This is a genomic window from Chroococcidiopsis sp. TS-821, from assembly GCF_002939305.1.
In the GTDB taxonomy this organism is placed as follows: domain Bacteria; phylum Cyanobacteriota; class Cyanobacteriia; order Cyanobacteriales; family Chroococcidiopsidaceae; genus Chroogloeocystis.
Window position 1 is genome coordinate 1 of the sequence record NZ_MVDI01000003.1, and the last position, 21,382, is coordinate 21,382.

Consider the following 21,382-nt stretch of genomic DNA (forward strand, 5'->3'; position numbering starts at 1 on the left):
TCGCTTGAAGCGCGATTTACCCAAGGATGCGGTTCTGACTTATGATGATGTGGAATTGCCTCCCGGTCGTCTTTGTGACGAGTTGCGTGCCCAGCAGGATGCTCACTTTGCTTCTCGCGTTCCTCTTGCTGTTGCTTCTGTCTGATTTCTAAACCTTATGTTAAGAACATTGCACCCTAACAGTGTTCTTATACGCTTTTGCACGTTGGAAGGCTGGGAGAAACTTCTAGCAAAAGTAGATTTTGCATGAATGTGCAAGTGGAGAATTTTTGAAAGAGCGTTAGTTCGATTGACATAGATAAAACTTAGTCTTTATGAGCAGGTTTATCGAATTACGTTAAATAGAACTGGTTCAAAAATAAACCATACGAAGGTGGTATTGCAAAATGCTTGATATCTACAACACTAGAAAACTTCTGGCTTTCCTAGTTACTTTTTTTCGTATCTTACCCTTACTCCTATAAAGTCAGAAAATGAAAACCTTGTTATCCAAAGTCCAAATTAGCGACGTTATTGCTGAACCCTTTCCTCACATTGTTGTTAGGGATGCCATAGATGAAGATCTATGTGCGAGGTTAATGGCAGAATATCCATCAATCGATACTTTAAAACAAAGTAAAGATAACCTGCCAACAACAACTGATAGCAATGTCAGATTTCATTACTTAGCCGAAGATGTCTTCAATGACGAGCAAATAAGTCCTACGTGGAAGGAATTTATAAGAATTCACACGTCAAGTTTATTTCTCCAGCAGTTTATTGATTTATTTAAACCTCATATTCTTCAGTATTATCCTAATTTTGAGCAGGATTATGGTTCTTTTGAATCGCTGACTTCTGGAGTTAGGAAAATTGATACGTTTGAAAACTCAGATGTCTTATTGGATGCACTTATTTGTGTCAACACGCCCGTCACCACGCGTCCAACTTCTGTAAGGGCTGCACACGTTGATTTTGCTGATAAATTATTCGCTGGTTTATTTTATTTACGCGATCCTAAAGATGACTCTACAGGAGGAGACTTAGAACTTTACAAATTTAAGAATGGGAAACCCCAGGGATTTAGAAGCAATGCCTTACCAAGTTATGCTATCGAACTTTGTAAAACAATTAAGTACGAACGGAATGTACTTGTACTCTTTTTGAATTCAATTTATGCAGTACATGGAGTAACAGTACGTTCACTCACAAAGCATCCAAGATATTTTGTGAACTTAGTTGGAGAAGTCAATAAACCTCTATTCGACAACTCAAAATACCAAGAAGCTAATCACATTAAATACTGGAGAAAAGTCAAACAACTTATTGGTACAGCTAAATAAAGTAATTTATATCGAAATTCAAGAGTAATAATTAGCTTGCGAGCAGGGAGCAACAATATGCAATGTATTGACAATAAAACTTATGTTTTACAAGTTGTAGAACTGCTCAAGTTAGAAGCAGAAGCAATTACTAAAGCTGCCAATCGTCTTCAATCGGAACAAGTTGAAAAGGCGGTTGAAATATTAGCAAATTGTCGAGGGAAAGTGGTACTAGCTGGCGTTGGGAAGTCAGGAATTGTGGCGCGTAAAATTGCTGCAACTTTAACAAGTACGGGAACGCTAGCTGTCTATTTGCATCCAGCAGATGCGCTACATGGCGATTTAGGAATCGTTACATCAGATGATGTTGCCATGGTTCTAAGTAACAGTGGTGAAACTGATGAACTTGTCGTTATGTTACCGCACCTCAAGGCTCGGCAAGTGCCAATTATTGCATTAGTAGGCAACTTGCGCTCTACCTTAGCTCGTAATGCTGATGTTGTCATGGATGCTGCGGTAGACAAAGAAGCGTGTCCGTTCAATCTTGCGCCGACGACGAGTACAACTGTTGCTTTGTCGATTGGCGACGCGCTAGCGATGACATTAATGCAAGTCAAAGGGTTAACGCCCGAAGGTTTTGCGCTGAATCATCCTGCGGGACGCTTGGGAAAACGCTTGACCTTGCGCGTGCGAGACTTAATGCACAGTGGGGTAGAAAATCCCACTGTGTTACCTCAAGCGTCTTGGATTGAAGTATTAACCACAATTAGCAAAGGTGGTTTAGGCGCGGTTAACGTCGTTGATAATGCGAGTCGCTTACTCGGAATTATTACAGATGGAGATTTGCGGCGCTTACTACAAAAATCTCAAAATAAGGACTTGGAATCATTAAGCGCGATCGCGATGATGACTCCAAATCCAGTGGTGGTTTCTCCTGACTTACTCGCCTTTCATGCTTTGGAATTGATGGAAAATCGACCATCACAAATTTCAATGTTACCTGTTGTTGATGCACAACAGCATTGTATCGGTTTGATTCGATTGCACGATATTGTGCGGTGCGGAATTTGATGTCTATCACAACAAGCAAAACAAACTATGCGACGTCCTCTAATAAGCACCTTGCTGGTGGTGGGCAGCAGTAGTATGCTGTTCGTGCTACCACCATCTGTCACTTATGCACAATCTCCGGCGGTTGCTTCCGAATATACAGCGAACCTGAAAGCAGCAAGAGAAACGCGTGTTGGTATTGCTGGTGATAAATTTACGATCAACGGTCAGCCAACTTTTTTACTAGGGGTAAGCTACTTTGATGCAGTTCACTGGCGTGAATCTGATTTGGATCGTTTAGCCGAACATAACTTCAACCTCATCCGTATTTTTCTCGATTGGCGAAATCGCGGTTTTTTTGATGATGAAGGCAATTTAACAAAATCAGAAGAACTCCTAGCGCTAGTACGTGCTGCTAACGACCGAGGAATGGTTGTTGATGTCACTATTACAGGATATAGCAAAATTCCGCGCGACAAAGCGGTTCGAGCTGCTGTGCGAGCATTGCGCAATGAACCAAACGTAATTTTCGACTTGCAAAATGAACACAATCTTGGTGGCGAAGCTGCACTTTCGCACTCGGATATTCGCCAGCTTTACTTTATTGCAAAAGCTGAAAATGCCCGCGCCATCATTTTTACTTCTAACTATGCTGCATGGATGCGAGGTAACACGCTAAATCCTGAAAGATTAACGCAAGAAGTCAAAACTGGTGTCGATCTTGTTGCACCTCACTTTACGCGCAATCCCAAATGGTACAGCGACACAGGTACGCGCGTTGCCCAAACTAAAGAACACCTACGCAGCATTAATCGCAATTTACCAGTGTATGTCCAAGAAGATCATCGTAACGGTTGGCGCGGAGGAGAATTTACCAAAGAGCAATTTCTGCAAGCCGCACAGGAAGCTAAAGCCAATGGTGCTGCTGGCTGGGTATTTCATACTGCTGCGGGATTTTCTTTAATCGATCGCGAATTTTTTGCGGAGTTAGATGCAACAGAACGTCAGGTAATTCAAAAATTAGGTTCGGTGATTTTTGCTAACTCGACGGCGTATAACACGCCTGGCGACTGAAGTCGCGGTTTTATAAACGAAGTCCGCCTGCGTGGACTAGGAGATTAATACATTTCTACTTTGGAGTCATTATGGAAATCTTGGCTGTCATTCCTGCACGTTACGACTCACAACGCTTTCCTGGTAAACCTCTAGTGATGATTGAAGATCGTCCTATGGTGCAGTGGGTTTATGAAGCGGCGAAAAGTTGTCCTGCTTTTAGTAAGGTTGTCGTTGCGACAGACAGCGAACTGGTAGCAGATTGCGTGCGCAAGTTTGGCGGTGCAGTAGAAATGACGAGTAGCGCGCATCAAACAGGTACAGACCGCGTTGCTGAAGTTGCTCAAAGATATCCACAAATGCAGGCGATCGCTAATGTTCAAGGAGATCAACCTTTTGTGACGGCGCAAATGCTGATGCAATTGGTTTCTCCTTATTTAGAGGGCGCAGCACCAGATATGACAACGTTAGCTTGTCCGTTAGAACAAGAAACAGATTACTTTAACCCAAATGCAGTAAAGGTGTTGTGCGATCGCAACGGTCGCGCGCTTTACTTCTCGCGATCTCCGATTCCCTACTTCCGCAATCAAGGAACTGCCCCAGTTTTTCACCACCTTGGGCTGTATGCTTTTAGACGAGATTTTCTGGCGGACTACGCTCAACTTACGCCTACACCACTAGAACAGTGCGAAGGTTTAGAACAATTACGCGTTCTAGAACACGGTTATTCAATTATTGTCCGCCAAACGCAAAAAGCTGTGCTGGAGATTAATACTCCCGCCGATTTACTACAAGCAAAGTCGCTATTTGCTAAAAGCTCAGTTACATCATGATTTTATAGTTGTGTTCTCATGGCAACCTCCTCAGAACAACATATTTCAACTCGTTTCTTCCAGCAGCAGACAGCCCATCGACAGCGACTTGGTTCACTGTGGTCGCGCTTTTGGATGAAGTTTGCTTGGTCAGGCTATTTTGGACGTTTTGCGACTCGCCTTGCAGCTTGGACTGCTCCACCTTACAGACAACGCCGTCGTTTGGCGCGTTACCATCGCAAGGGTTACATCTCGCATAATGCCAGTATTTATCACAATAATGTGCAACTGGGTACTAATGTCTTCATTGGCGATCGCGTCATGATTTATCAAGATGATGGTACTGGTTCTGTAGAAATAGGTAACAGCGTCCGCATCCATCAAGATGTTTGTATTGAAACTGGTGCTGGTGGTAGCGTTGCAATTGGAGCGGAGACAGGTATTCAACCTCGCTGTCAGCTTTCCGCCTACAAAGCACCAATTCACATCGGTCGCGGCGTCATGATTGCACCAAACTGTGCCTTTTATCCCTACGATCATGGCATTGCCCCTCACGAACCGATCAAAAATCAGCCGTTGCAAACAAAAGGTGGCATCACAATTGATGACGATGCTTGGTTAGGCTACGGAGTCATTGTTTTGGATGGAGTTCGGATTGGTAAAGGAGCCGTAGTTGGTGCGGGTGCGGTTGTCACTAAAGATATTCCAGACGGTGCGATCGCTGTGGGATCGCCTGCACGTGTAATTAGTATGCGCAGCAACCTTGTTAAAAACAATATTGAATAAAGTTTAGATGACTCATTAATAAGTGAGTGAGATTTCTTTAACCCATTAAACGAAATAAGACGTAAAGAAATGAGCAGTTTACTCACAATTGCCATTCCCACCTACAATCGCGCCCACTTGTTAGATCAGCAGTTAGCCTGGCTAGCCAACTCTATCAAAGGCTTTGAATCTGAATGTGAGATTATCATTTCAGATAACTGTTCGACTGATACAACTTCAAAAGTTATCCAAAAGTGGCAACCTGCTTTTACTACTACTCAGCTTCGTATCAACCGCAATCATGAAAATATTGGAGCTATCAAAAATATTGCCTACTGTATCAACAACGCTACAAGCAAATATGTTTGGACAATTAGCGACGACGATAAAATTTATGACAAAACTTTAGCTTACTTGCTGCAAGAATTGAAAGCTAATCCAGAACTTTCTTTGCTTATTTTAAATTTCTCTAACTTTAATATCAAAACAAATCAACAGCGATTTACACATTGTTTTAATATTGAGAACGATGAGGTCAATCGCAATGGAAAAGCTTTGTTTGAACGCTGCTTACCAGTAGATTTTGCTGGCGGGGTTGCACTAACAACAGCTTTAGTTTATCAAACAACTATAGCAAAACGTGCTTTACAAGAATGGGCATCTGGTCTAAACAACCTAGCTGTTCAGATATATGTTACAGGATTTTGTGCGCTTCATGGCAGCGTAAAAGTAACCAAAGATACTTATTTACAATGTAATACTGGTACTAATTTTTGGAGAGAAAACGCCAAGTTAGCTTTTCAATTGCGTTACGTAGATATACCTGCGGTTTTCTGGAAATTATCGCGGATAGGTTACTCTAAAAAACTCTGTATAAGTATGATTCTTTCTCAATACGAAAGAATGATTCTTGAGCATTTTCAAATGAGATATCTCTGGAGGAGATTAAAAAGCGGAATCCGAAGTCGTTTATGGAAAGTTCAGTAATTTAAAAAATGTTATGCAAATAAATTCGCAGCCAAGCAAAAATCCACCTGCACAGAAGACCGAGTGTGTTGCCGCGCACACTATGTTTCAATAGCCCCGAAGAAAGTCGTATGGCATCTATCCATAACTCACCGTCATAAGTGTGGTTCAACAATGCTACAAACTCAAACTAACATAATTAGTAATTTCAGCACTGAAGCATTACCACCAATTTATTTTTATATTGCTCAAGAGCATTGGCCTAAAAACTTCTCACCCGACAACACCGATCCACAATGGATTGATCGGCACTGGCAGCTTTTCAATCCAGGTATATTTGCTTGTACTTTGCAAACTTATGTCCGTTTAAAAGCAGATGGATTTCCTTGTCAGCTAACTGGAAGTATGCCAACTGAGGGGATCGTTGTTGCTTACCATAAATCTGTTTTTTGGACAAAGTGGAAGCCTGATTCTAAAGTCATGTTGGTGTGTATTGTTGCCGATCGCTCGCGGCGACACCCTTGGGCGCATTTTCATGTTGTCCTTAACCCTCAAGAATTACTTTCTCAAGACGGTTATTCAATTCACAACAGCTACTACATCCCTCATTGGGCACCGCAACCAGGTTTGATTCCTCGCGATTCTACACGTGGCGATCGCTTTGAAAATGTCACTTTCTTTGGTCGCGAACAAAACCTTGCCCCTGAACTCAAACACCCGTCTTGGGCTGAACAATTACAGGCGTTGGGTTTGCGTTGGCAAATTGCTGGCGAGGAATCTTGGAACGACTATAGCACTGTTGATGCTGTTGTTGCTGTACGCAGTTTCGATAATCAAGACCATACGGTAAGACCTGCTTTAAAGCTATATAATGCTTGGCACGCAGGTGTACCTGCAATTCTCGGTCGTGAATCTGCTTTTCAAGCTGAGCGCAGAAACGAACTAGACTACTTAGAAGCAACTTCGCCAACTCAGCTACTAGCGATGCTGCAACAACTGCGCGATGACGTAGAATTGCGTCGTGCAATGGTTGATAACGGTCGCTTACGCGCCAGAGAAACGCAACATTATATTCTATTAAACACCTGGCGTTGCTTTTTAATGGGTACAGTAGTTCCAGCTTACAAACGTTGGCGTGAAGCTCCATCGTTTGTACAACAATCGTTTCAAATAAAAGGTAGGTTTACCGATTCTTTAGAGCGCGTTACACGCCGAATGCCAAAGCTCAAGTTTATCCAAGCTTCAACTAAAGTTTTGACAAAAGTTTAAATCTTTTCTTGACCAATCAAAAGTAGTAATATTGCTGAGCTTAAATATGACAATTAAATGCGATCGCGGCACGTATTCATATTACGTCCTGCTCAATACTCATAAAGAAGTAACATGAGTAACTAATCTGAAGTAGAGTTTGCTACTTTGTATTGATTAACTATTGACATCAGGGGAAGCTAACGATATGAAAACAATTCTACTTGCCACAGATCGTAAGTTTTGGCGTCAAGAGCAAGGCTCAGCAAAAAGAATTTCTGACTTGTATGAGTATTTAGTTAAGAAGAAGTTTGATGTTTTTGTATTTTTTATTGGCAGGCTTACAGACGCTGAAATCGATTTAATTAAGATGACCTATGAAGGAGAGTTTAAAGTTTTTAACAAAAAGAGTGGCTTTTTGAGTATTGACTGTCATAGCTCAGGTATAAAGAACTTTTTGGTTAGAAGTAGAAATCTTATTAGAAACAAACTTAAGTTACTCAAAAGAGTATTAATCACTCGCGATCTAGTAAAACAGCAAAAGCGACAGAGACAACTAGCAAATACTGATTTTTTTAGTCAATTTCATCAAGATTACTTTCGTAATGTTTGTCAAAATTTAAAGCCAGACGCAATTATTATCGAATACATCAGACTTGCTTATTTAGTGCAAGGACTTGATAAATTTGAAGCACGACCACTAACTTTGATTGATACCCACGATGTGGGGCATCAAAGATATCAAATATTCCAAGCTAATGGCGAATCAGAAATAAAAATTACAGCAGAAGAGGAAAAAGAAATATTAAGCATCTTTGATGTGATTATAGCAATTCAAAATCAAGATAAGGAAACTTTTCAGCAAATGCTACCTGAACATCGTGTCATTCAGGTGGGATATCCTTGCGAACCTAAAAAGCACGAATTCAAAGATAAACTACCTATTAATATTACTTACATTGCTGGACCTAATGCTTCAAATAAACGGGCGATCGCGCATTTTCTCAAAAAAGTTTGGCTAAAACTGATAGCAAAATTTCAGCACAAGATTAAGTTACACATAGTAGGAAGAATTTGTGAAGAATTAACTGATGTTGAAATTCCTGCTCGCGTGCAACTCACTGGATGGGTTGATGAGGTAGAAAGTGTATATAAAGAAGCAGATATTGTCATCAATCCTGTTTACTTTGGCACAGGACTTAAAATCAAAAATGTCGAAGCTTTATGTCATGCTAAACCATTAGTAACCACTACAGTTGGTGCAGAAGGATTAGAGCATGGAACGAACCAGGCTTTTTTAGTGAGCGATCGCCCAGAAGAAACATACGAGCAATTATCAACATTAATAGAGAATGAAGAATTGAGAAAACAATACTCAGAAAAAGCATACACCTTTGCTTGTGAAAACTTTACTGAAGATGAGGTGTATCGAGAGCTTTATCAAGTCTTAAAGTCAAGTGGGTAATGGGTAACAGGTAGTGATGTTCTTAGTGCGTTTTCAATGACCAATTATTAATTACCAGCCTTGATGTTACGTTTATTTGCAACAAAAGTGTATTAACAAATGATTCAAACGCAAATCACAAACAGTATCTCGATTGGTGACGGTTGTCCTCTAGCTTTAATTGGCGGTCCTTGCGTCATTGAGTCAGGGGACTTTACGCTATTTATGGCAGAGCAAATTGCCAAGGTGTGCGATCGCTTAGGTATTTCATTCATCTTCAAATCTTCGTTTGATAAAGCTAACCGTACTTCAATCAATTCTTTCCGAGGACAAAGCTTAGAAACCGGACTGCAAATTCTCCAACGAGTGAAAGAAGAAGTCGGCGTTCCTGTGCTTACTGATATTCACGAAAGTTATCAAGCCGCGCTTGTCGCAGAAGTTGTTGATGTCCTCCAAATTCCAGCTTTTTTATGTCGCCAAACTGATTTATTACTCGCCGCCGCCGCAACAGGTAAAGCTGTCAACGTCAAAAAAGGACAGTTTTTAGGTCCTTGGGATATGAAAAACGTTGTGCGCAAGTTAGAGTCAGGCGGAACCAAGCGAATTCTCTTAACTGAACGCGGGACAAGTTTCGGCTACAACACGTTAGTCGTTGATTTTCGTTCGCTACCGCAGATGCGCGAGTTTGGGTATCCTGTTGTTTTTGATGCAACGCACAGCGTACAAATGCCAGGGGGACAAGGTGATAAATCAGGAGGACAGCGCCAGTTTGTTCCTTACTTAGCCCGCGCTGCTGCTGCGATTGGGATTGATGCGCTATTTATGGAAGTTCACGAGAATCCTGATATTGCGCCTAGCGATGGTCCAAACATGATTCCTTTAGCACAATTAGAATCAGTGCTTAAGCAAGTTCTCAGCGTGCGTAATAGTTTGCAAGCTGTCCCTACAACTGTGTAATGACTATGACAGTGACTACATCAGAATTGCGATCGCGTTTATCTCAGGTGAAGCTTTTAGCACTTGATGTCGATGGCGTACTCACCGATGGAGGACTTTACTACACCGAGACGGGTGAAGTCTTCCGAAAATTCAATATCAAAGATGGTCAAGGAATCAAACTTTTAAAGCAAGCTGGTGTAGAAGTTGCGATTATTACTGCTAAATCTGCCTTATCAACACTTAATCGCGCGCAAGATTTAGGCATTACACACACTTTTTTGGGCGTCAAAGACAAGCTTTCGCAGTTAAAAATTCTTTGTCAAAAATTAGATATTTCACTTTCGCAAGTTGCTTACGTTGGCGATGATATTAACGATCTTGAGGTACTGCAAGCTGTCGGTTGTCCAATGACAGTTGCAGATGCCATGCAGGCAAATCAAAATATTGCGATCTATATCACTAAATTACCAGGAGGACAAGGGGCGGTTAGAGAAATCTGCGAGATGCTAATTGCTAATTGTCAATAGTGTTGTAATTCAATTAGATATGTCACAAACAAAAACAATCAAGCGTTTGGTAGCTTGCTTTGGCAGCATTCAACTCGCTACAGCTTTGTCAGTTCTAAGTTATAGAGCTAAAGAACAACAAGAACTAAACTATGTCTATGAAGATTACCTTGTGATTACTCCTTTGTTTGCTCCCCAAGGGCAAAATGAGGAGTTTGCTGCCTTTATTGAAAAGATGGCTAAATCTATCCACTCGTGGAAAAAGATTGTTTATCTCTCATTAGAAAAAACAAAATCCTTGACAGATAAAATTAATGCTTCTAATGTGTCTGAAGTCGCTAAATTGGTTCGTGATTTTGTAGGAGTTGAGTGTCCTGAGGAAATTTATCTTGCTCGCACGTGGAATACAGAAAATCAGCTTTTAATGAACGTTTATGAGGCTGCTGAAAAAATTTGCTACGGAGATGGTATCGGGATTTACTTCTCCCATGCAGCTTTTTTACCACAAAATACATCGCCAGAAGCTACTCTTTCCCTGAGTAATTTATACAAAAATTTCAAAAAGCAGATTAAAGGAGTATTGCCTAAAAAGAAAAAATTCCGCAAACAAGAGTTTGATATTGGTTATTTTTCGTTACCCTATGCTTTTGGTGAAGTTCCGCCTATGGAAACAGTTGTCTTAGATAGGTCAGTTTACATAAAAACCTTTCAAACTCTTAGAAAAGCACTAGATAATTTAATCGATGCTGATTACATTAATAAATTAAAAGCAGCGATCCAAAATTATTCTGTTTCAGTTCTACTAACTTCTAACTTTTCTGAAGCTCATCGAATGCCTGTAGAAAAGGAAATTAAGGCGTATAGAGAGTTTTTGTTAACACAAGGCATACCATCTAACTCAATTCTTTTGATTAAACCGCACCCACGAGACTCAAAAGAAAAAATTCTGCAATTACAATCCGAGCTAAACGATCTGTATGCAAAAATCATTTTGCTGAATGAAGAATTTTTATTTTATCTTCCGTTTGAAGTTCTCTTTATGGAGTTGTTCCTTAAGTTTGATTTAACTCAGTCACAGACTCCTAAAATATTTACTTTTAGTTCAGCCTGCTTAACGCTAGAGTTTCTATTTGTTGCTGAGTGTATTGTAGGTTTTGGTAAAGAAATTGTAGAAAAATACTTCTATCCAGAACATCGTGAAGGTAGAATCAAACACGAAGTAGATTTGCAATCAACAATTAGCGAAGTCAGAGACTTAGTTGCTGCCTGACCGTAAATTATAAGCACTCTTGGAAGTATTCCTCGTTGTAGCAGGATAGCATGAATTTAAGAGACAAATCCAGCTTATTTAGTACTTCGAGGACGCCAGCCTTGTAACTAAAAAAAACAAACGCAGCAACAAGTTTGGCAGTTAAGTTCCATCAAACTTAGCAATTATTTAAAGTTGAGCAAGAATTATCATGATCGTAGATGCATTAGCGGTACCCGAAAACACACTTATCGAAAAAGACGTTTGTATAGTTGGTGCAGGAGCCGCAGGAATTACTATTGCACGAGAATTACGCAATCAACCTTATGAAGTCTGCATTTTAGAAAGTGGTGGATTCGACTTCGACCAAGCAACGCAATCGCTATACGACGGTACGAACGTTGGTCTTTCCTATTTTCCTCTAAGCGAGGCACGGGCGCGCTATCTGGGCGGTTCGACGAACTTGTGGGGGGGGTGGAGTCGCCCATTTGATGAAATTGACTTTGAAAAACGCTCGTGGGTGCCTTATAGTGGCTGGCCGATAACACGCTCTGAGTTAATGCCATACTACCACCGCGCGCAGCAAGCTTGTCATCTGGGAGCTTTTGCTTACGATTTCTCATCCTGGGAAGCAACTTTAAAGCAACTACAATGCGATCGCCTACCTTTGAACGAGTCCCAAGTCGAAACTTGCATTTGGCAAGTGATCCCACCGACGCACCTGCGCTTTGGCGAAGCATACCGAGCCGAACTCGAACAAGCAAAAAATATTTCTACCTATCTTCACGCCAATGTTGTCGAAATCGAAACTAACGATACTGCCAAAGCTGTCACTCGCCTACAAGTTGCCAGCATAGATGGTAAGAAGTTTTGGGTAAAAGCAAAAGTCTTTATTCTGGCTGTTGGCGGTATTGAAAATCCCCGTTTACTGTTGCTGGCAAACAAAGTGCAAAGCTGCGGACTAGGCAATCAGTACGACCTTGTGGGTAGATTCTTTATGGAACACCCTTTGCTGAAATCTGGTAAGGTACAGTTTTCGCAACCAGCTGCGCTGTACACTCAAAAAATTATTCAAGCTGGCGAGTTATACATGGGCGCAGGGTTCAACCTTCCCCAAGCCGTGCAAGAACGCGAACAACTACTGAATTTCAGTACAAGACTTTTACCTGTGCGCAATGAGGGGTTAGAAGCTTTTCAACGACTAAGACATCGCATTCCGCAAGCGAAGACACCTGAGGCTTTCCCCAAGATAGTGCAGGGACATCGCTACCGCAATAACACTTCGATTGTGAGTGATTTGGGTAAAGTCGTAACGCATTTTGATAGCGTTGTTGCAAAAATCTATACCAAATTGCTGAAATCCAATGCGGTGCAGGAACCGCAAGCTTACAACACGCTGATGATTGGCGAGCAAGCGCCTAACCCAGATAGCCGAGTCATGTTGAGTCGCGATCGCGATCGCTTAGGACTGAATCGCGTCACACTCGACTGGCGCTTAACTTCACTCGATAAGTACACAATACAGCGATCGCAGCAACTTGTCGCGCAAGAACTAGCGCGTTCTGGAGTCGGTCAACTGCAACTTGAGCTTACTGATAATGATGCCTCGTGGCAATCGCTAACGAGTTCCTACCACCACATGGGAACAACGCGGATGAGCACAAATCCCCGCGAAGGCGTTGTTGACGAAAACTGTCGCATTCATGGAATGAGCAATTTATACGTAGCTGGTAGTTCCGTTTTCCCGACTGGAGGACATTCAAACCCAACATTGACAATTGTTGCTTTATCAATTCGATTAGCAGATCGTATCAAAGCACAGATGAGTTCTTCTCAGACGATTAATGCCATGGTTGGTAGCAGCACATAAGAGGAATATTGAACCGTGAAAGTTCTGCATTTGTGGACGAGTGATTCGGGTAAGCTGGGAGGAGGTGGCGCAGTGTCAATGCATCGCCTCCATACTGGGCTAAGAGCCGCTGGCGTTGATTCTCAAATTTTGTGTGAAAACAAAACAACTGACTCGCCTTACGTGCAAGTCCTCGAACGTTGGGAACAGTGGGAAACCGCTGGAACGTACCTCAAAAAATTGACCTCAAGACTAGGATTAAACGATATCCACCGCGTTAGTTCCTTCAAAATCAAACAGCATCCTGCTTATATCGACACTGAAATCCTGCATTTTCACGGTACGCACAGCGGTTTTATTAATTATCTAGCACTGCCGTATTTAACTGCAAATAAACCTGCGGTGTTTACGTTGTGCGATATGTGGGCATTTACAGGACACTGTGCGTTTAGTTACGACTGCGATCGCTGGAAAATTGGTTGTGGCAAATGTCCTTATCCTGACTCGAATCCATATATCCGCCGCGACGGTACGCGCATCGAGTGGAAACTCAAACAATGGATCTACAACCACTCCAACATCACATTTGTTACCAAGAGCAAGTGGTTAACTCAAGTTGCGCAGCAAAGTCTACTCAACCGTCATCCAATTTATGAGATTCCGAATGGTATTGATACGGAAATCTATCAACCGTTGGATCGCGAACAATGTCGCGCCCAGCTAGGAATTCCCCAAGATAAAAATGTCCTGATGTTCGCGGCGGTGCGGTTGGATCACTTTCAAAAAGGCGGCGATCTGTTGCTGAAAGCTTTACAAAGCCTCCCTGCATCGCTCAAAGCCAAGACAGTATTGGTGATTATCGGTCATGGCGGTGATGCGATCGCCGAAACCGTAGGAATGCCAACTCTTAATCTTGGTTATGTGAGCGACGATCGCCAAAAAGCCGTTTGTTATTCAGCGGCTGACTTGTTTTTGTTTCCTACCCGCGCTGAAACTTTTGGTAACGTAGCGTTAGAAAGTATGGCGTGCGGTACGCCAGTTGTTTCCTTTAAAGTGGGTGGCGTTCCCGATCTCGTGCGACATGGTATCACAGGATACCTTGCTACAGCCGAAGATGCTCAAGACTTTAGTCAGGGTATTGCGCAACTCCTCGCGGAGCGATCTTCTCATTCCATGAGTCAACAATGTCGGGCGATCGCATCTCAAGAATACTCGATCGAGCTATGCGCGCAACGCCATCTTCAGTTATACAACCACATTCTTGCACATTCGTCAGTCACTTCGCAGCAACGTGTTGCTTTTAGTTCATAACATACACGCATGATTTGCTACTTTATTCAAAGCCACAAAAACCCCGAACAAATCCTGCGACTTGTACGAGTGATTAAACAATCAAGTCCTCACTCTCAAGTTTTAATTAACCATGACTTTAGTACTTCCTATCTCGATTTATCTAGTCTTGGTCATTACTCAGGAATTGACTTAATCAAACGCAAAAAACCTGCCAAACGCGGTGATGCATCATTACTAATGATGTATCTTGAAGCAGTAGATTGGTTACTAACTAACCGCCCAAATTTTGAGTGGCTTGTTTGTCTTTCCGGTCAAGATTATCCTACACAACCAATATCTACAATTGAGAAATTTTTATCTCAAACTGAATACGATGGTTTTATTCGCTATTGGGATGTTCTTTCACCTGAAAGTCTCTGGGGAAAAGCAGGAGAAAAACGCTTTTTTGGGCAGTACGTTAGCCTTCCAGAGTGGACAAGTTGGTTTCTCAGAAAACTAGGAAGAATTGAACCTTTTACACCACTTTTAGTTCAGTGGCGGTTTTCTCTTTTGGGGCTAAAAGCAAGGTCTCACCCTTTTAATGAGCAATTCAAATGCTATGGTGGATGGTATTGGCACACGCTATCAAAAAAATGTGTTAAATATCTCAGAGAGTATCTAAACGAGCATCCTGAACTTTTCAAATACTATCAAAAAACTCTAGCTCCCGAAGAATCGATCGTCCAAACTGTTTTGGTAAATAGCCAGAAGTTTAACTTGTGTAATGATGATAAGCGTTATGTAGAGTTTCCTGCGGATATTCGCAGTGGTAATGCTCGGTTACTAACAACAGAAGATTATCCTCAAATTACTTGTGGCGATTTTCATTTTGCTAGGAAGATTGACAGTCAATACGATCGTCAACTGTTAGATATGCTTGACGAACGAATCCTTTATTGTATGATAAATAGCTAAAAAATAAGTTTGGTGCTGCCAGGAAATTTGTATTAAGATTTGGTAATGAATAGTCAAAATTCTCCATCAGTATTATATAGAAAAGAATCCTTAATTACTGCTTTATTTGAGTGGATTCCTAGAGGAACGGGAATCGTCTTAAGGCGTTCAGTTTATCGAGCTATTTTTGCTCGCATCGGTCATTCAGTCAGGATTCAAACTGGTGTAGAATTTATCCAACCTCGTCATATTGAAATTGGTAACAATGTTAATATTAACCGTGGTGCTTTTTTAAGCAGTGCGGTTCTTACAAATAAAACGCAAGCAAGTAATAACAAAATTTACATTGGCGATCGCGTCCACATTGAGTCTAGTGTAAGAATTAATACTGCCGGCGAAAATTGCAGCATTTATCTTCACGAACAAGTCAATCTAGACTGTGGAGTAGATATTAAAGCACACGATCGCGGTTTGATCGAGATTGGCGCAAAAACTTACATAGGACCCTACACGTGTATTGCTGGTCCAGGTCCAGTCAAAATCGGTAAAAACTGTCTCGTCGCATCGCATTCAGGAATTTACGGTAATAATCATAAATTCGCCGACCCCAGTTGTAGTATTCAAGAACAAGGATTAATTTGTAAAGGAATCGTTGTCGAAGATGATTGCTGGTTAGGCACTGGAGTCAAGGTTTTAGACGGCGTCACGATTGGTAAAGGTAGTGTCATCGGTGCTGGCGCAGTCGTCACTAAAGATATTCCTCCCTATTCGGTTGCTGTGGGCGTTCCTGCAAAAGTTATTTCAAAACGGCAGTTACATCAAGAATTGTTGTACCAAAATTAGGTCAGGTGATTATGGTATCTACTTCATCAATCAGAACTCGGTTATCTAATACCTGGAAAACTCGGGGAGTGAGTGGTATTGCAACAACAACATGGGCAGCATTTTGGATGCAATTTGCAGGGCTAAATGGAATTGGACGCATCACAACTTGGATAGCAACCTGGTTTACTCCTCCCTATTATGCCCGTCGTCGCTTAGCAAGATTTAACGCTAAAGGTTATATTGCCCCTAGTGCAACGATTTATCATACGCAGATAAAACTCGGCAAACATATTTTTATTGGCGATCGCGTCACGATCTTTGAAGATAAAAAAGAACCCAATATCGATAGTGGTTCGGTTGAAATTGCCGATCGAGTTCATCTTTATGGCGATACAATCATTCAAACGGGTGAATGGGGTCGTCTCACGATTGGTTCTGATACGCACATTCAGCCCCGCTGCCAGTTTTCTGCCTACAGAGCACCAATTCAAATTGGTCGTGGCGTCCAAATCGCCCCTAACTGTGCTTTCTACCCTTATGACCACGGTATTGCACCAGGCGAACTTATTAGTAAACAACCGCTGCAAACAAAAGGAGGTATTGTTGTTGAAGACGATGCCTGGCTGGGTTTTGGTGTGATTGTCCTCGATGGCGTTCGTATTGGTAAAGGTGCTGTTGTTGGTGCAGGTGCGGTTGTGAGTCGAGATATTCCTGATAATGCGATCGCTGTAGGTGTACCCGCCCGTGTTGTTGGTATGCGCAGTCAGAATTAGTCGTCACAGATCATCTAAAATCAACTTTTTCAATATTTATGCCTGTTAAAATTCCTGCACCAATTCACCGTATTCTCAGAACTACAAGCTTTTGGCGAGATAACTCTTTTCTGTTTAGAGAGTTTAAGTATTTTGGTCGAGCGGCAATCTTTGCGTTTACATTTACTATCCTAGCGGCAGCTTTTGAAGGATTTGGCATTGGTTTTATCCTCACTTTTCTGCAAAGTCTGACACATCCCGATAGCGCCCAGCTACAGACAGGAATAGAGTGGGTTGATACAGTTATTCTGGGCGTGAATGCTCCTGTCAACGAAAGACTCTTTCGGATTTCTGGTCTTATTCTCTTAACCACGTTCTTACGCTTAGGCTTCAGTTACTTAGGTAAACTTTATACCAGAATTTCTGCTTCTAATTTGGCGTATCGCTTACGACGACTTCTCTTTGAACAGTTAATTTCGCTGCGGATCAGTTACTTCGCTAAAAAACGTTCCGGAGAAATCATCAATAGCCTCACCGCAGAAGTTATTCATTTACAACACGCTTTTGATGTCAGTTCTACGCTGCTGACTAAAACGGTAACGCTTTGGGTGTACGTAATCTCAATGTTTTTATTATCCTGGCAGCTAACTTTAGTGTCAGGTATGCTATTTAGCTTGCTATCTGTGGGCATATCGACGCTATTAGGACGCATTCGAGAAGCCAGTTTTGAAAAATCCAAAGCAAGCGGTAAGTACACCTCCGTAGCACTTGAATTAGTCAACGGTATTCGCACTGTTCATGCCTTTGCAGCCGAAGATTTTGAACGCAAACGCTTTTATAGTGCTAATCAAAATCTATTAGATGCAACGCTGCGTTCTGTATCCGCACAAGCACTTGTAGAACCTCTTAGAGAAGGAATTGCAACATCAATTCTGATTGGCATGTTAGTGGTAGCAGTGACCACTTTAATTCCACAAGGTTATCTAGAATTAGCTTCTTTATTGACTTTCTTATTTGTGCTGTTCCGCATGATGCCAACTTTACGCCAAATCGACTCGGCTAGAGTGCAAATGAGTGGTCTGCATGGTTCGCTCCGAGACATCAAAGAATTACTGCGCAAAGATGACAAAGCTTATACGCGCAATGGCAAAGTTCAGTTTACCCACTTGAATCGAGCAATTGAGTACGTTGCAGTCGATTTTGGTTACGATCCTCAAGAACCTGTTTTGCACAACATTTCACTTTCAATTAAAAAAGGTGAAATGACAGCCTTGGTAGGCTCTTCGGGTGCCGGTAAATCAACGTTAGCTGACTTAATTCCAAGATTTTATGACCCTACTGCTGGTCAGATTCTCGTTGATGGCGTTGATTTACGCGAATTTGAAATTAACTCACTGCGGCGTAAGTTAGCCGTTGTCAGTCAAGACACGTTTATCTTCAATACTTCGGTACGTAACAATATAGCCTATGCACTTGAAGACGCTGACGAAGAGGCGATTTGGGAGGCGGCACGTTTAGCAAATGCATTAGACTTTATTCAAGAATTACCTCAAGGTTTTGATACGCAGTTAGGCGATCGCGGCGTGCGGTTATCTGGCGGACAAAGACAACGAATCGCGATCGCGCGGGCATTGTTACGCAATCCAGAAATTCTTATTCTTGATGAAGCAACCAGCGCGTTAGATTCTGTCTCTGAGCGCTTAATTCAAGAATCTTTAGAAAAACTTGCCGTTGGTCGTACCGTAATTGCGATCGCACACCGCCTTTCCACAATCGTGCGTGCGGATAAAGTTGTTGTTCTTGAAGGCGGACGGATTGTAGAACAAGGAGGCTATCAAGAGTTACTGAGTCAGCGTGGTAAACTATGGAAGTATCATCAGCTACAACATGAAATGAGTCGCGCGTCGTAATATTATTTTGGTCTAACTACTTTTCTAATTTTCAATATTCTGTTACTCTAGACCACAGTAATCTAGCGCTGCTACGGCGCTATGGGCAGTCAAAGAAGGTACCGTGATGAGTGAACTTTGGCTGTCCTGGAAGGCAGGATAAGTGTGTCTAAAGCTCCAAACTCTACGTAAGACTTTTTAATCTTACAAATAAAGCGCTACTTCGCGCGTTCATACAACGAGCGCGCGAAATTTTAATTTCATAAAACTTATTATGAAAATTTTAATTCTCCTTAATATTGTCTCCTCGGATGGCGGTGGAGCCGAGTGGAGCCTTCTCGATGTTTGTCGTGGTTTGGCTGAAAGAGGACATGAACTACATTGCATCTACTGTAAAGAAGGAGATTTGCTGCCACACTATCAACAGTTTTGTAAAACAGTAACGAAAGCCTCTACCTATCGCATCAAAAACTATAAACCATCATCAAGTATTTGCTTTATTACTTCGCTTTTGCAAGGACTTCATACTCAATTCGATTTAATCTACGCTAACTACTACAGTCAAACATTTTTTGGGGGAATTTTAGCGCAAATCAAAGGTATCCCGTTGGTGTGCCATCTACGTTCATACCCGCCACAAAAACGTAACTTTCCGGCACAAATTCAGATGGGATTAAACTCCTGTACTAGAATGATCGCTGTATCCCAAGCAGCGCGTAGCTCTTATCTAAAAGCAGGGCTGAATCCTCAAACGGTCAAAGTTGTATACAACGGTATCGATTTAGAGCGGTTTGTGTTGAGTAGCGATCGCGATCTCACTCGTCAGGCGTTAGGTATTCCCGCTCATGCCTTTGTCGTAATTTATGCAGGTCGGATTACGCCGCCAAAGAATATCGAGATGCTGATTCATGCCTTTGCGCGTTTAGGTTTAAAGTCTGACCAAGCACGATTACTGATTACAGGTAGTTCTTTTTCCGCAAACTACAATCCTGTCGAAGGCGATCTGTATCAACAACAACTCATAGATTTATGCCAGGAATTAGGAATTAGCGATCGCGTTCATTGGTTAGGAAAACGTACCGACGTTCCCGAACTCTTTCGCGCTGCGGATGTGTCTGTACTGCCAAGTTTGCTCCCAGAAACTTTTGGACGAGTTATTGCCGAATCAATGGCATGCGGTACTCCAGCGATTGGCTTGCGCTACGGTGGTATTCCTGAAGTTCTTAGCGGTGAATTTCAACGCTTTCAAGTCGCAACAGGCGATGTTGCAGGTTTAACTCAGCAGCTACTTACACTTAAGGATTGGCAAAAGTCCGATCCCACGCTAGGACAACGGTGTCGCACGTATATTGAACAACATTTTTCTAAAGAAAGAATGGTTGAGGAAGTTGAACAAGTTATGCAAGAGGCGATCGCATTGCGCCCGCAGCGATTTCGTTTTCCACGTTCCGCAGCAGTACACTTCCATCCTTGGTATCCTGACAGCCTAGGAATTTAGCGCTAAATCGCTGCTTGATTTCAAGACAATAATGTTGCTACTCAACCAAAATGTTGCTGATCTTCTTAAACTTTTGGCACATCAAACGACAGCTACGAATTCCACCAAGCATCATTTATCAGCAGGATATTGAATTTACTCAGAATCAAGCGCGCGCGCTCAAAATGGATATTTTGTATCCAAAATCCGCAACGTCAATGCCTGTATTAGTTTGGATTCATGGTGGTGCTTGGCGGACAGGTGATAAAAAAGACGGATTCAAGCATTTAGTTCCCTTTGCCCGCCAGGGCTTTTTTTGTGCCAGTATTGAATATCGTTTGAGCCATGAAGCCATCTTTCCGGCTCAAATTGAAGATTGTAAAAGTGCCATTCGCTTTCTTCGCGCTCACGCGCAAGAGTTTCAAATCGATTCGCAACGCATTGGTGTTTGGGGAGTTTCTGCTGGCGGACATCTCGCTGCGCTATTAGGAACAACACATCACATTCCAGAGTTTGAAGGTAACGGAGGTTGGCAAGGTTATTCTAGCCGCGTACAAGCCGTTTGTGATTGGTTTGGTCCAACTGATTTTTTGAGAATCAATGACTTTCCTCGTAACATTGACTTTACTCCTGCAAACTCGCCAGAAGCAGCGCTAATTGGCGGAATTGTTGCAGAAAATCAAGATAAAGCCGCAAAAGCAAACCCAATTACTTTCGTCAGTAAAGAGGCTCCTCCTTTTTTAATTGTGCATGGAGATAAGGATTTATTAGTACCGCTCAACCAAAGTCAATTACTCTTTGATGCTTTGAAAAAAGCCGAGGTTGAAGTAACACTTGAAGTTATTAAAAATGGCAGACACGGAAATAAAAAGCATTTCGGCTCGCGCCTTCTCTATAAAAAAATGGAGAGATTTTTTAAAAAGCACCTGACTGCTCGTATCCCTAGTTAACTCCTCAGGAACCTTAAATAACTATTAAAATAAATTTTTATTTATTTTGTTTTAAGCCTCACTGTTTATAAAAGCTGATAA

Annotated in this window: 19 protein-coding genes and 1 pseudogene; all 20 read left to right on the forward strand. The window is 41.9% G+C overall.

Annotated elements, in window-relative coordinates:
- A pseudogene (locus tag B1A85_RS26080) lies at positions 1 to 145 on the forward strand (NAD(P)-dependent oxidoreductase); the annotation flags it as partial.
- A 328-nt stretch (positions 146 to 473) separates the two neighbouring features.
- Positions 474 to 1,322, forward strand: coding sequence for a 2OG-Fe(II) oxygenase (locus tag B1A85_RS10425; protein WP_104546855.1), 849 nt, complete (start codon positions 474 to 476; stop codon positions 1,320 to 1,322).
- Between the two features lie 57 nt (positions 1,323 to 1,379).
- Entirely contained in the window at positions 1,380 to 2,372 is a 993-nt protein-coding gene (locus B1A85_RS10430) for an SIS domain-containing protein (protein WP_104546856.1), read from the forward strand.
- 27 nt (positions 2,373 to 2,399) lie between these two features.
- Positions 2,400 to 3,425, forward strand: a complete 1,026-nt coding sequence (locus tag B1A85_RS10435; RefSeq protein WP_146087165.1) for a cellulase family glycosylhydrolase — start codon at positions 2,400 to 2,402, stop codon at positions 3,423 to 3,425.
- A gap of 71 nt (positions 3,426 to 3,496) precedes the next feature.
- Positions 3,497 to 4,237: a 3-deoxy-manno-octulosonate cytidylyltransferase gene (gene kdsB / locus B1A85_RS10440; protein WP_104546858.1), complete on the forward strand. Its 741-nt coding sequence runs from the start codon at positions 3,497 to 3,499 to the stop codon at positions 4,235 to 4,237.
- Between the two features lie 18 nt (positions 4,238 to 4,255).
- A complete protein-coding gene (locus tag B1A85_RS25790) occupies positions 4,256 to 5,002 on the forward strand; it encodes a DapH/DapD/GlmU-related protein (RefSeq protein ID WP_104546859.1) in 747 nt (248 codons plus the stop codon).
- Positions 5,003 to 5,071: 69 nt separating this feature from the next.
- On the forward strand, positions 5,072 to 5,968 hold the full coding sequence (locus tag B1A85_RS10450; protein WP_104546860.1) for a glycosyltransferase family 2 protein: 897 nt from the start codon (positions 5,072 to 5,074) through the stop codon (positions 5,966 to 5,968).
- A gap of 153 nt (positions 5,969 to 6,121) precedes the next feature.
- Complete coding sequence (locus B1A85_RS10455; RefSeq protein WP_104546861.1) at positions 6,122 to 7,216, forward strand: glycosyltransferase; 1,095 nt, start codon at positions 6,122 to 6,124, stop codon at positions 7,214 to 7,216.
- 187 nt (positions 7,217 to 7,403) lie between these two features.
- The gene (locus B1A85_RS10460; protein WP_104546862.1) at positions 7,404 to 8,660 is read left to right on the forward strand and encodes a glycosyltransferase family 4 protein; all 1,257 of its coding nucleotides are present in this window, start codon (positions 7,404 to 7,406) and stop codon (positions 8,658 to 8,660) included.
- A 99-nt stretch (positions 8,661 to 8,759) separates the two neighbouring features.
- Positions 8,760 to 9,596, forward strand: a complete 837-nt coding sequence (gene kdsA, locus B1A85_RS10465; RefSeq protein ID WP_104546863.1) for a 3-deoxy-8-phosphooctulonate synthase — start codon at positions 8,760 to 8,762, stop codon at positions 9,594 to 9,596.
- On the forward strand, positions 9,596 to 10,105 hold the full coding sequence (locus B1A85_RS10470; protein ID WP_104546864.1) for an HAD-IIIA family hydrolase: 510 nt from the start codon (positions 9,596 to 9,598) through the stop codon (positions 10,103 to 10,105). Before kdsA ends, B1A85_RS10470 begins: the two co-directional genes overlap by 1 nt.
- Before the next feature lie 19 nt (positions 10,106 to 10,124).
- A complete protein-coding gene (locus B1A85_RS10475) occupies positions 10,125 to 11,354 on the forward strand; it encodes a polysialyltransferase family glycosyltransferase (RefSeq protein WP_104547319.1) in 1,230 nt (409 codons plus the stop codon).
- A gap of 190 nt (positions 11,355 to 11,544) precedes the next feature.
- A complete protein-coding gene (locus B1A85_RS10480; RefSeq protein ID WP_104546865.1) occupies positions 11,545 to 13,203 on the forward strand; it encodes an FAD-dependent oxidoreductase in 1,659 nt (552 codons plus the stop codon).
- A 15-nt stretch (positions 13,204 to 13,218) separates the two neighbouring features.
- The gene (locus B1A85_RS10485) at positions 13,219 to 14,493 is read left to right on the forward strand and encodes a glycosyltransferase family 4 protein (RefSeq protein ID WP_104546866.1); all 1,275 of its coding nucleotides are present in this window, start codon (positions 13,219 to 13,221) and stop codon (positions 14,491 to 14,493) included.
- Between the two features lie 9 nt (positions 14,494 to 14,502).
- Positions 14,503 to 15,429 (forward strand): beta-1,6-N-acetylglucosaminyltransferase, encoded by a 927-nt coding sequence (locus tag B1A85_RS10490; protein ID WP_104546867.1) that lies wholly within the window; start codon positions 14,503 to 14,505, stop codon positions 15,427 to 15,429.
- Positions 15,430 to 15,474: 45 nt separating this feature from the next.
- Positions 15,475 to 16,251, forward strand: a complete 777-nt coding sequence (locus tag B1A85_RS26085; RefSeq protein WP_104546868.1) for a DapH/DapD/GlmU-related protein — start codon at positions 15,475 to 15,477, stop codon at positions 16,249 to 16,251.
- A 68-nt stretch (positions 16,252 to 16,319) separates the two neighbouring features.
- Entirely contained in the window at positions 16,320 to 17,006 is a 687-nt protein-coding gene (locus B1A85_RS10500) for an acyltransferase (protein WP_305764000.1), read from the forward strand.
- A 38-nt stretch (positions 17,007 to 17,044) separates the two neighbouring features.
- The gene (hepA, locus tag B1A85_RS10505) at positions 17,045 to 18,895 is read left to right on the forward strand and encodes a heterocyst formation ABC transporter subunit HepA (RefSeq protein WP_104546870.1); all 1,851 of its coding nucleotides are present in this window, start codon (positions 17,045 to 17,047) and stop codon (positions 18,893 to 18,895) included.
- Positions 18,896 to 19,148: 253 nt separating this feature from the next.
- Entirely contained in the window at positions 19,149 to 20,372 is a 1,224-nt protein-coding gene (locus B1A85_RS10510; RefSeq protein ID WP_104546871.1) for a glycosyltransferase family 4 protein, read from the forward strand.
- A gap of 50 nt (positions 20,373 to 20,422) precedes the next feature.
- Positions 20,423 to 21,301 carry an alpha/beta hydrolase gene (locus tag B1A85_RS10515; RefSeq protein ID WP_104546872.1) on the forward strand — a complete coding sequence of 293 codons (879 nt, stop codon included), beginning with the start codon at positions 20,423 to 20,425 and terminating at the stop codon, positions 21,299 to 21,301.
- The last annotated feature ends 81 nt before the right edge of the window (positions 21,302 to 21,382 follow it).

Bases quoted from the DNA above. Each gene is read 5' to 3' on its own strand.
- B1A85_RS26085 (WP_104546868.1), top strand. From the start codon at position 15,475: ATGAATAGTCAAAATTCTCCATCAGTATTATATAGAAAAGAATCCTTA.
- kdsB (WP_104546858.1), top strand. From the start codon at position 3,497: ATGGAAATCTTGGCTGTCATTCCTGCACGTTACGACTCACAACGCTTT.
- B1A85_RS10475 (WP_104547319.1), top strand. From the start codon at position 10,125: ATGTCACAAACAAAAACAATCAAGCGTTTGGTAGCTTGCTTTGGCAGC.
- B1A85_RS10450 (WP_104546860.1), top strand. From the start codon at position 5,072: ATGAGCAGTTTACTCACAATTGCCATTCCCACCTACAATCGCGCCCAC.
- hepA (WP_104546870.1), top strand. From the start codon at position 17,045: ATGCCTGTTAAAATTCCTGCACCAATTCACCGTATTCTCAGAACTACA.
- B1A85_RS10490 (WP_104546867.1), top strand. From the start codon at position 14,503: ATGATTTGCTACTTTATTCAAAGCCACAAAAACCCCGAACAAATCCTG.
- B1A85_RS10470 (WP_104546864.1), top strand. From the start codon at position 9,596: ATGACTATGACAGTGACTACATCAGAATTGCGATCGCGTTTATCTCAG.
- B1A85_RS10515 (WP_104546872.1), top strand. From the start codon at position 20,423: ATGTTGCTGATCTTCTTAAACTTTTGGCACATCAAACGACAGCTACGA.
- B1A85_RS10460 (WP_104546862.1), top strand. From the start codon at position 7,404: ATGAAAACAATTCTACTTGCCACAGATCGTAAGTTTTGGCGTCAAGAG.
- B1A85_RS10425 (WP_104546855.1), top strand. From the start codon at position 474: ATGAAAACCTTGTTATCCAAAGTCCAAATTAGCGACGTTATTGCTGAA.
- B1A85_RS10510 (WP_104546871.1), top strand. From the start codon at position 19,149: ATGAAAATTTTAATTCTCCTTAATATTGTCTCCTCGGATGGCGGTGGA.
- B1A85_RS10430 (WP_104546856.1), top strand. From the start codon at position 1,380: ATGCAATGTATTGACAATAAAACTTATGTTTTACAAGTTGTAGAACTG.
- B1A85_RS10480 (WP_104546865.1), top strand. From the start codon at position 11,545: ATGATCGTAGATGCATTAGCGGTACCCGAAAACACACTTATCGAAAAA.
- B1A85_RS10435 (WP_146087165.1), top strand. From the start codon at position 2,400: ATGCGACGTCCTCTAATAAGCACCTTGCTGGTGGTGGGCAGCAGTAGT.
- kdsA (WP_104546863.1), top strand. From the start codon at position 8,760: ATGATTCAAACGCAAATCACAAACAGTATCTCGATTGGTGACGGTTGT.
- B1A85_RS10455 (WP_104546861.1), top strand. From the start codon at position 6,122: ATGCTACAAACTCAAACTAACATAATTAGTAATTTCAGCACTGAAGCA.
- B1A85_RS25790 (WP_104546859.1), top strand. From the start codon at position 4,256: ATGGCAACCTCCTCAGAACAACATATTTCAACTCGTTTCTTCCAGCAG.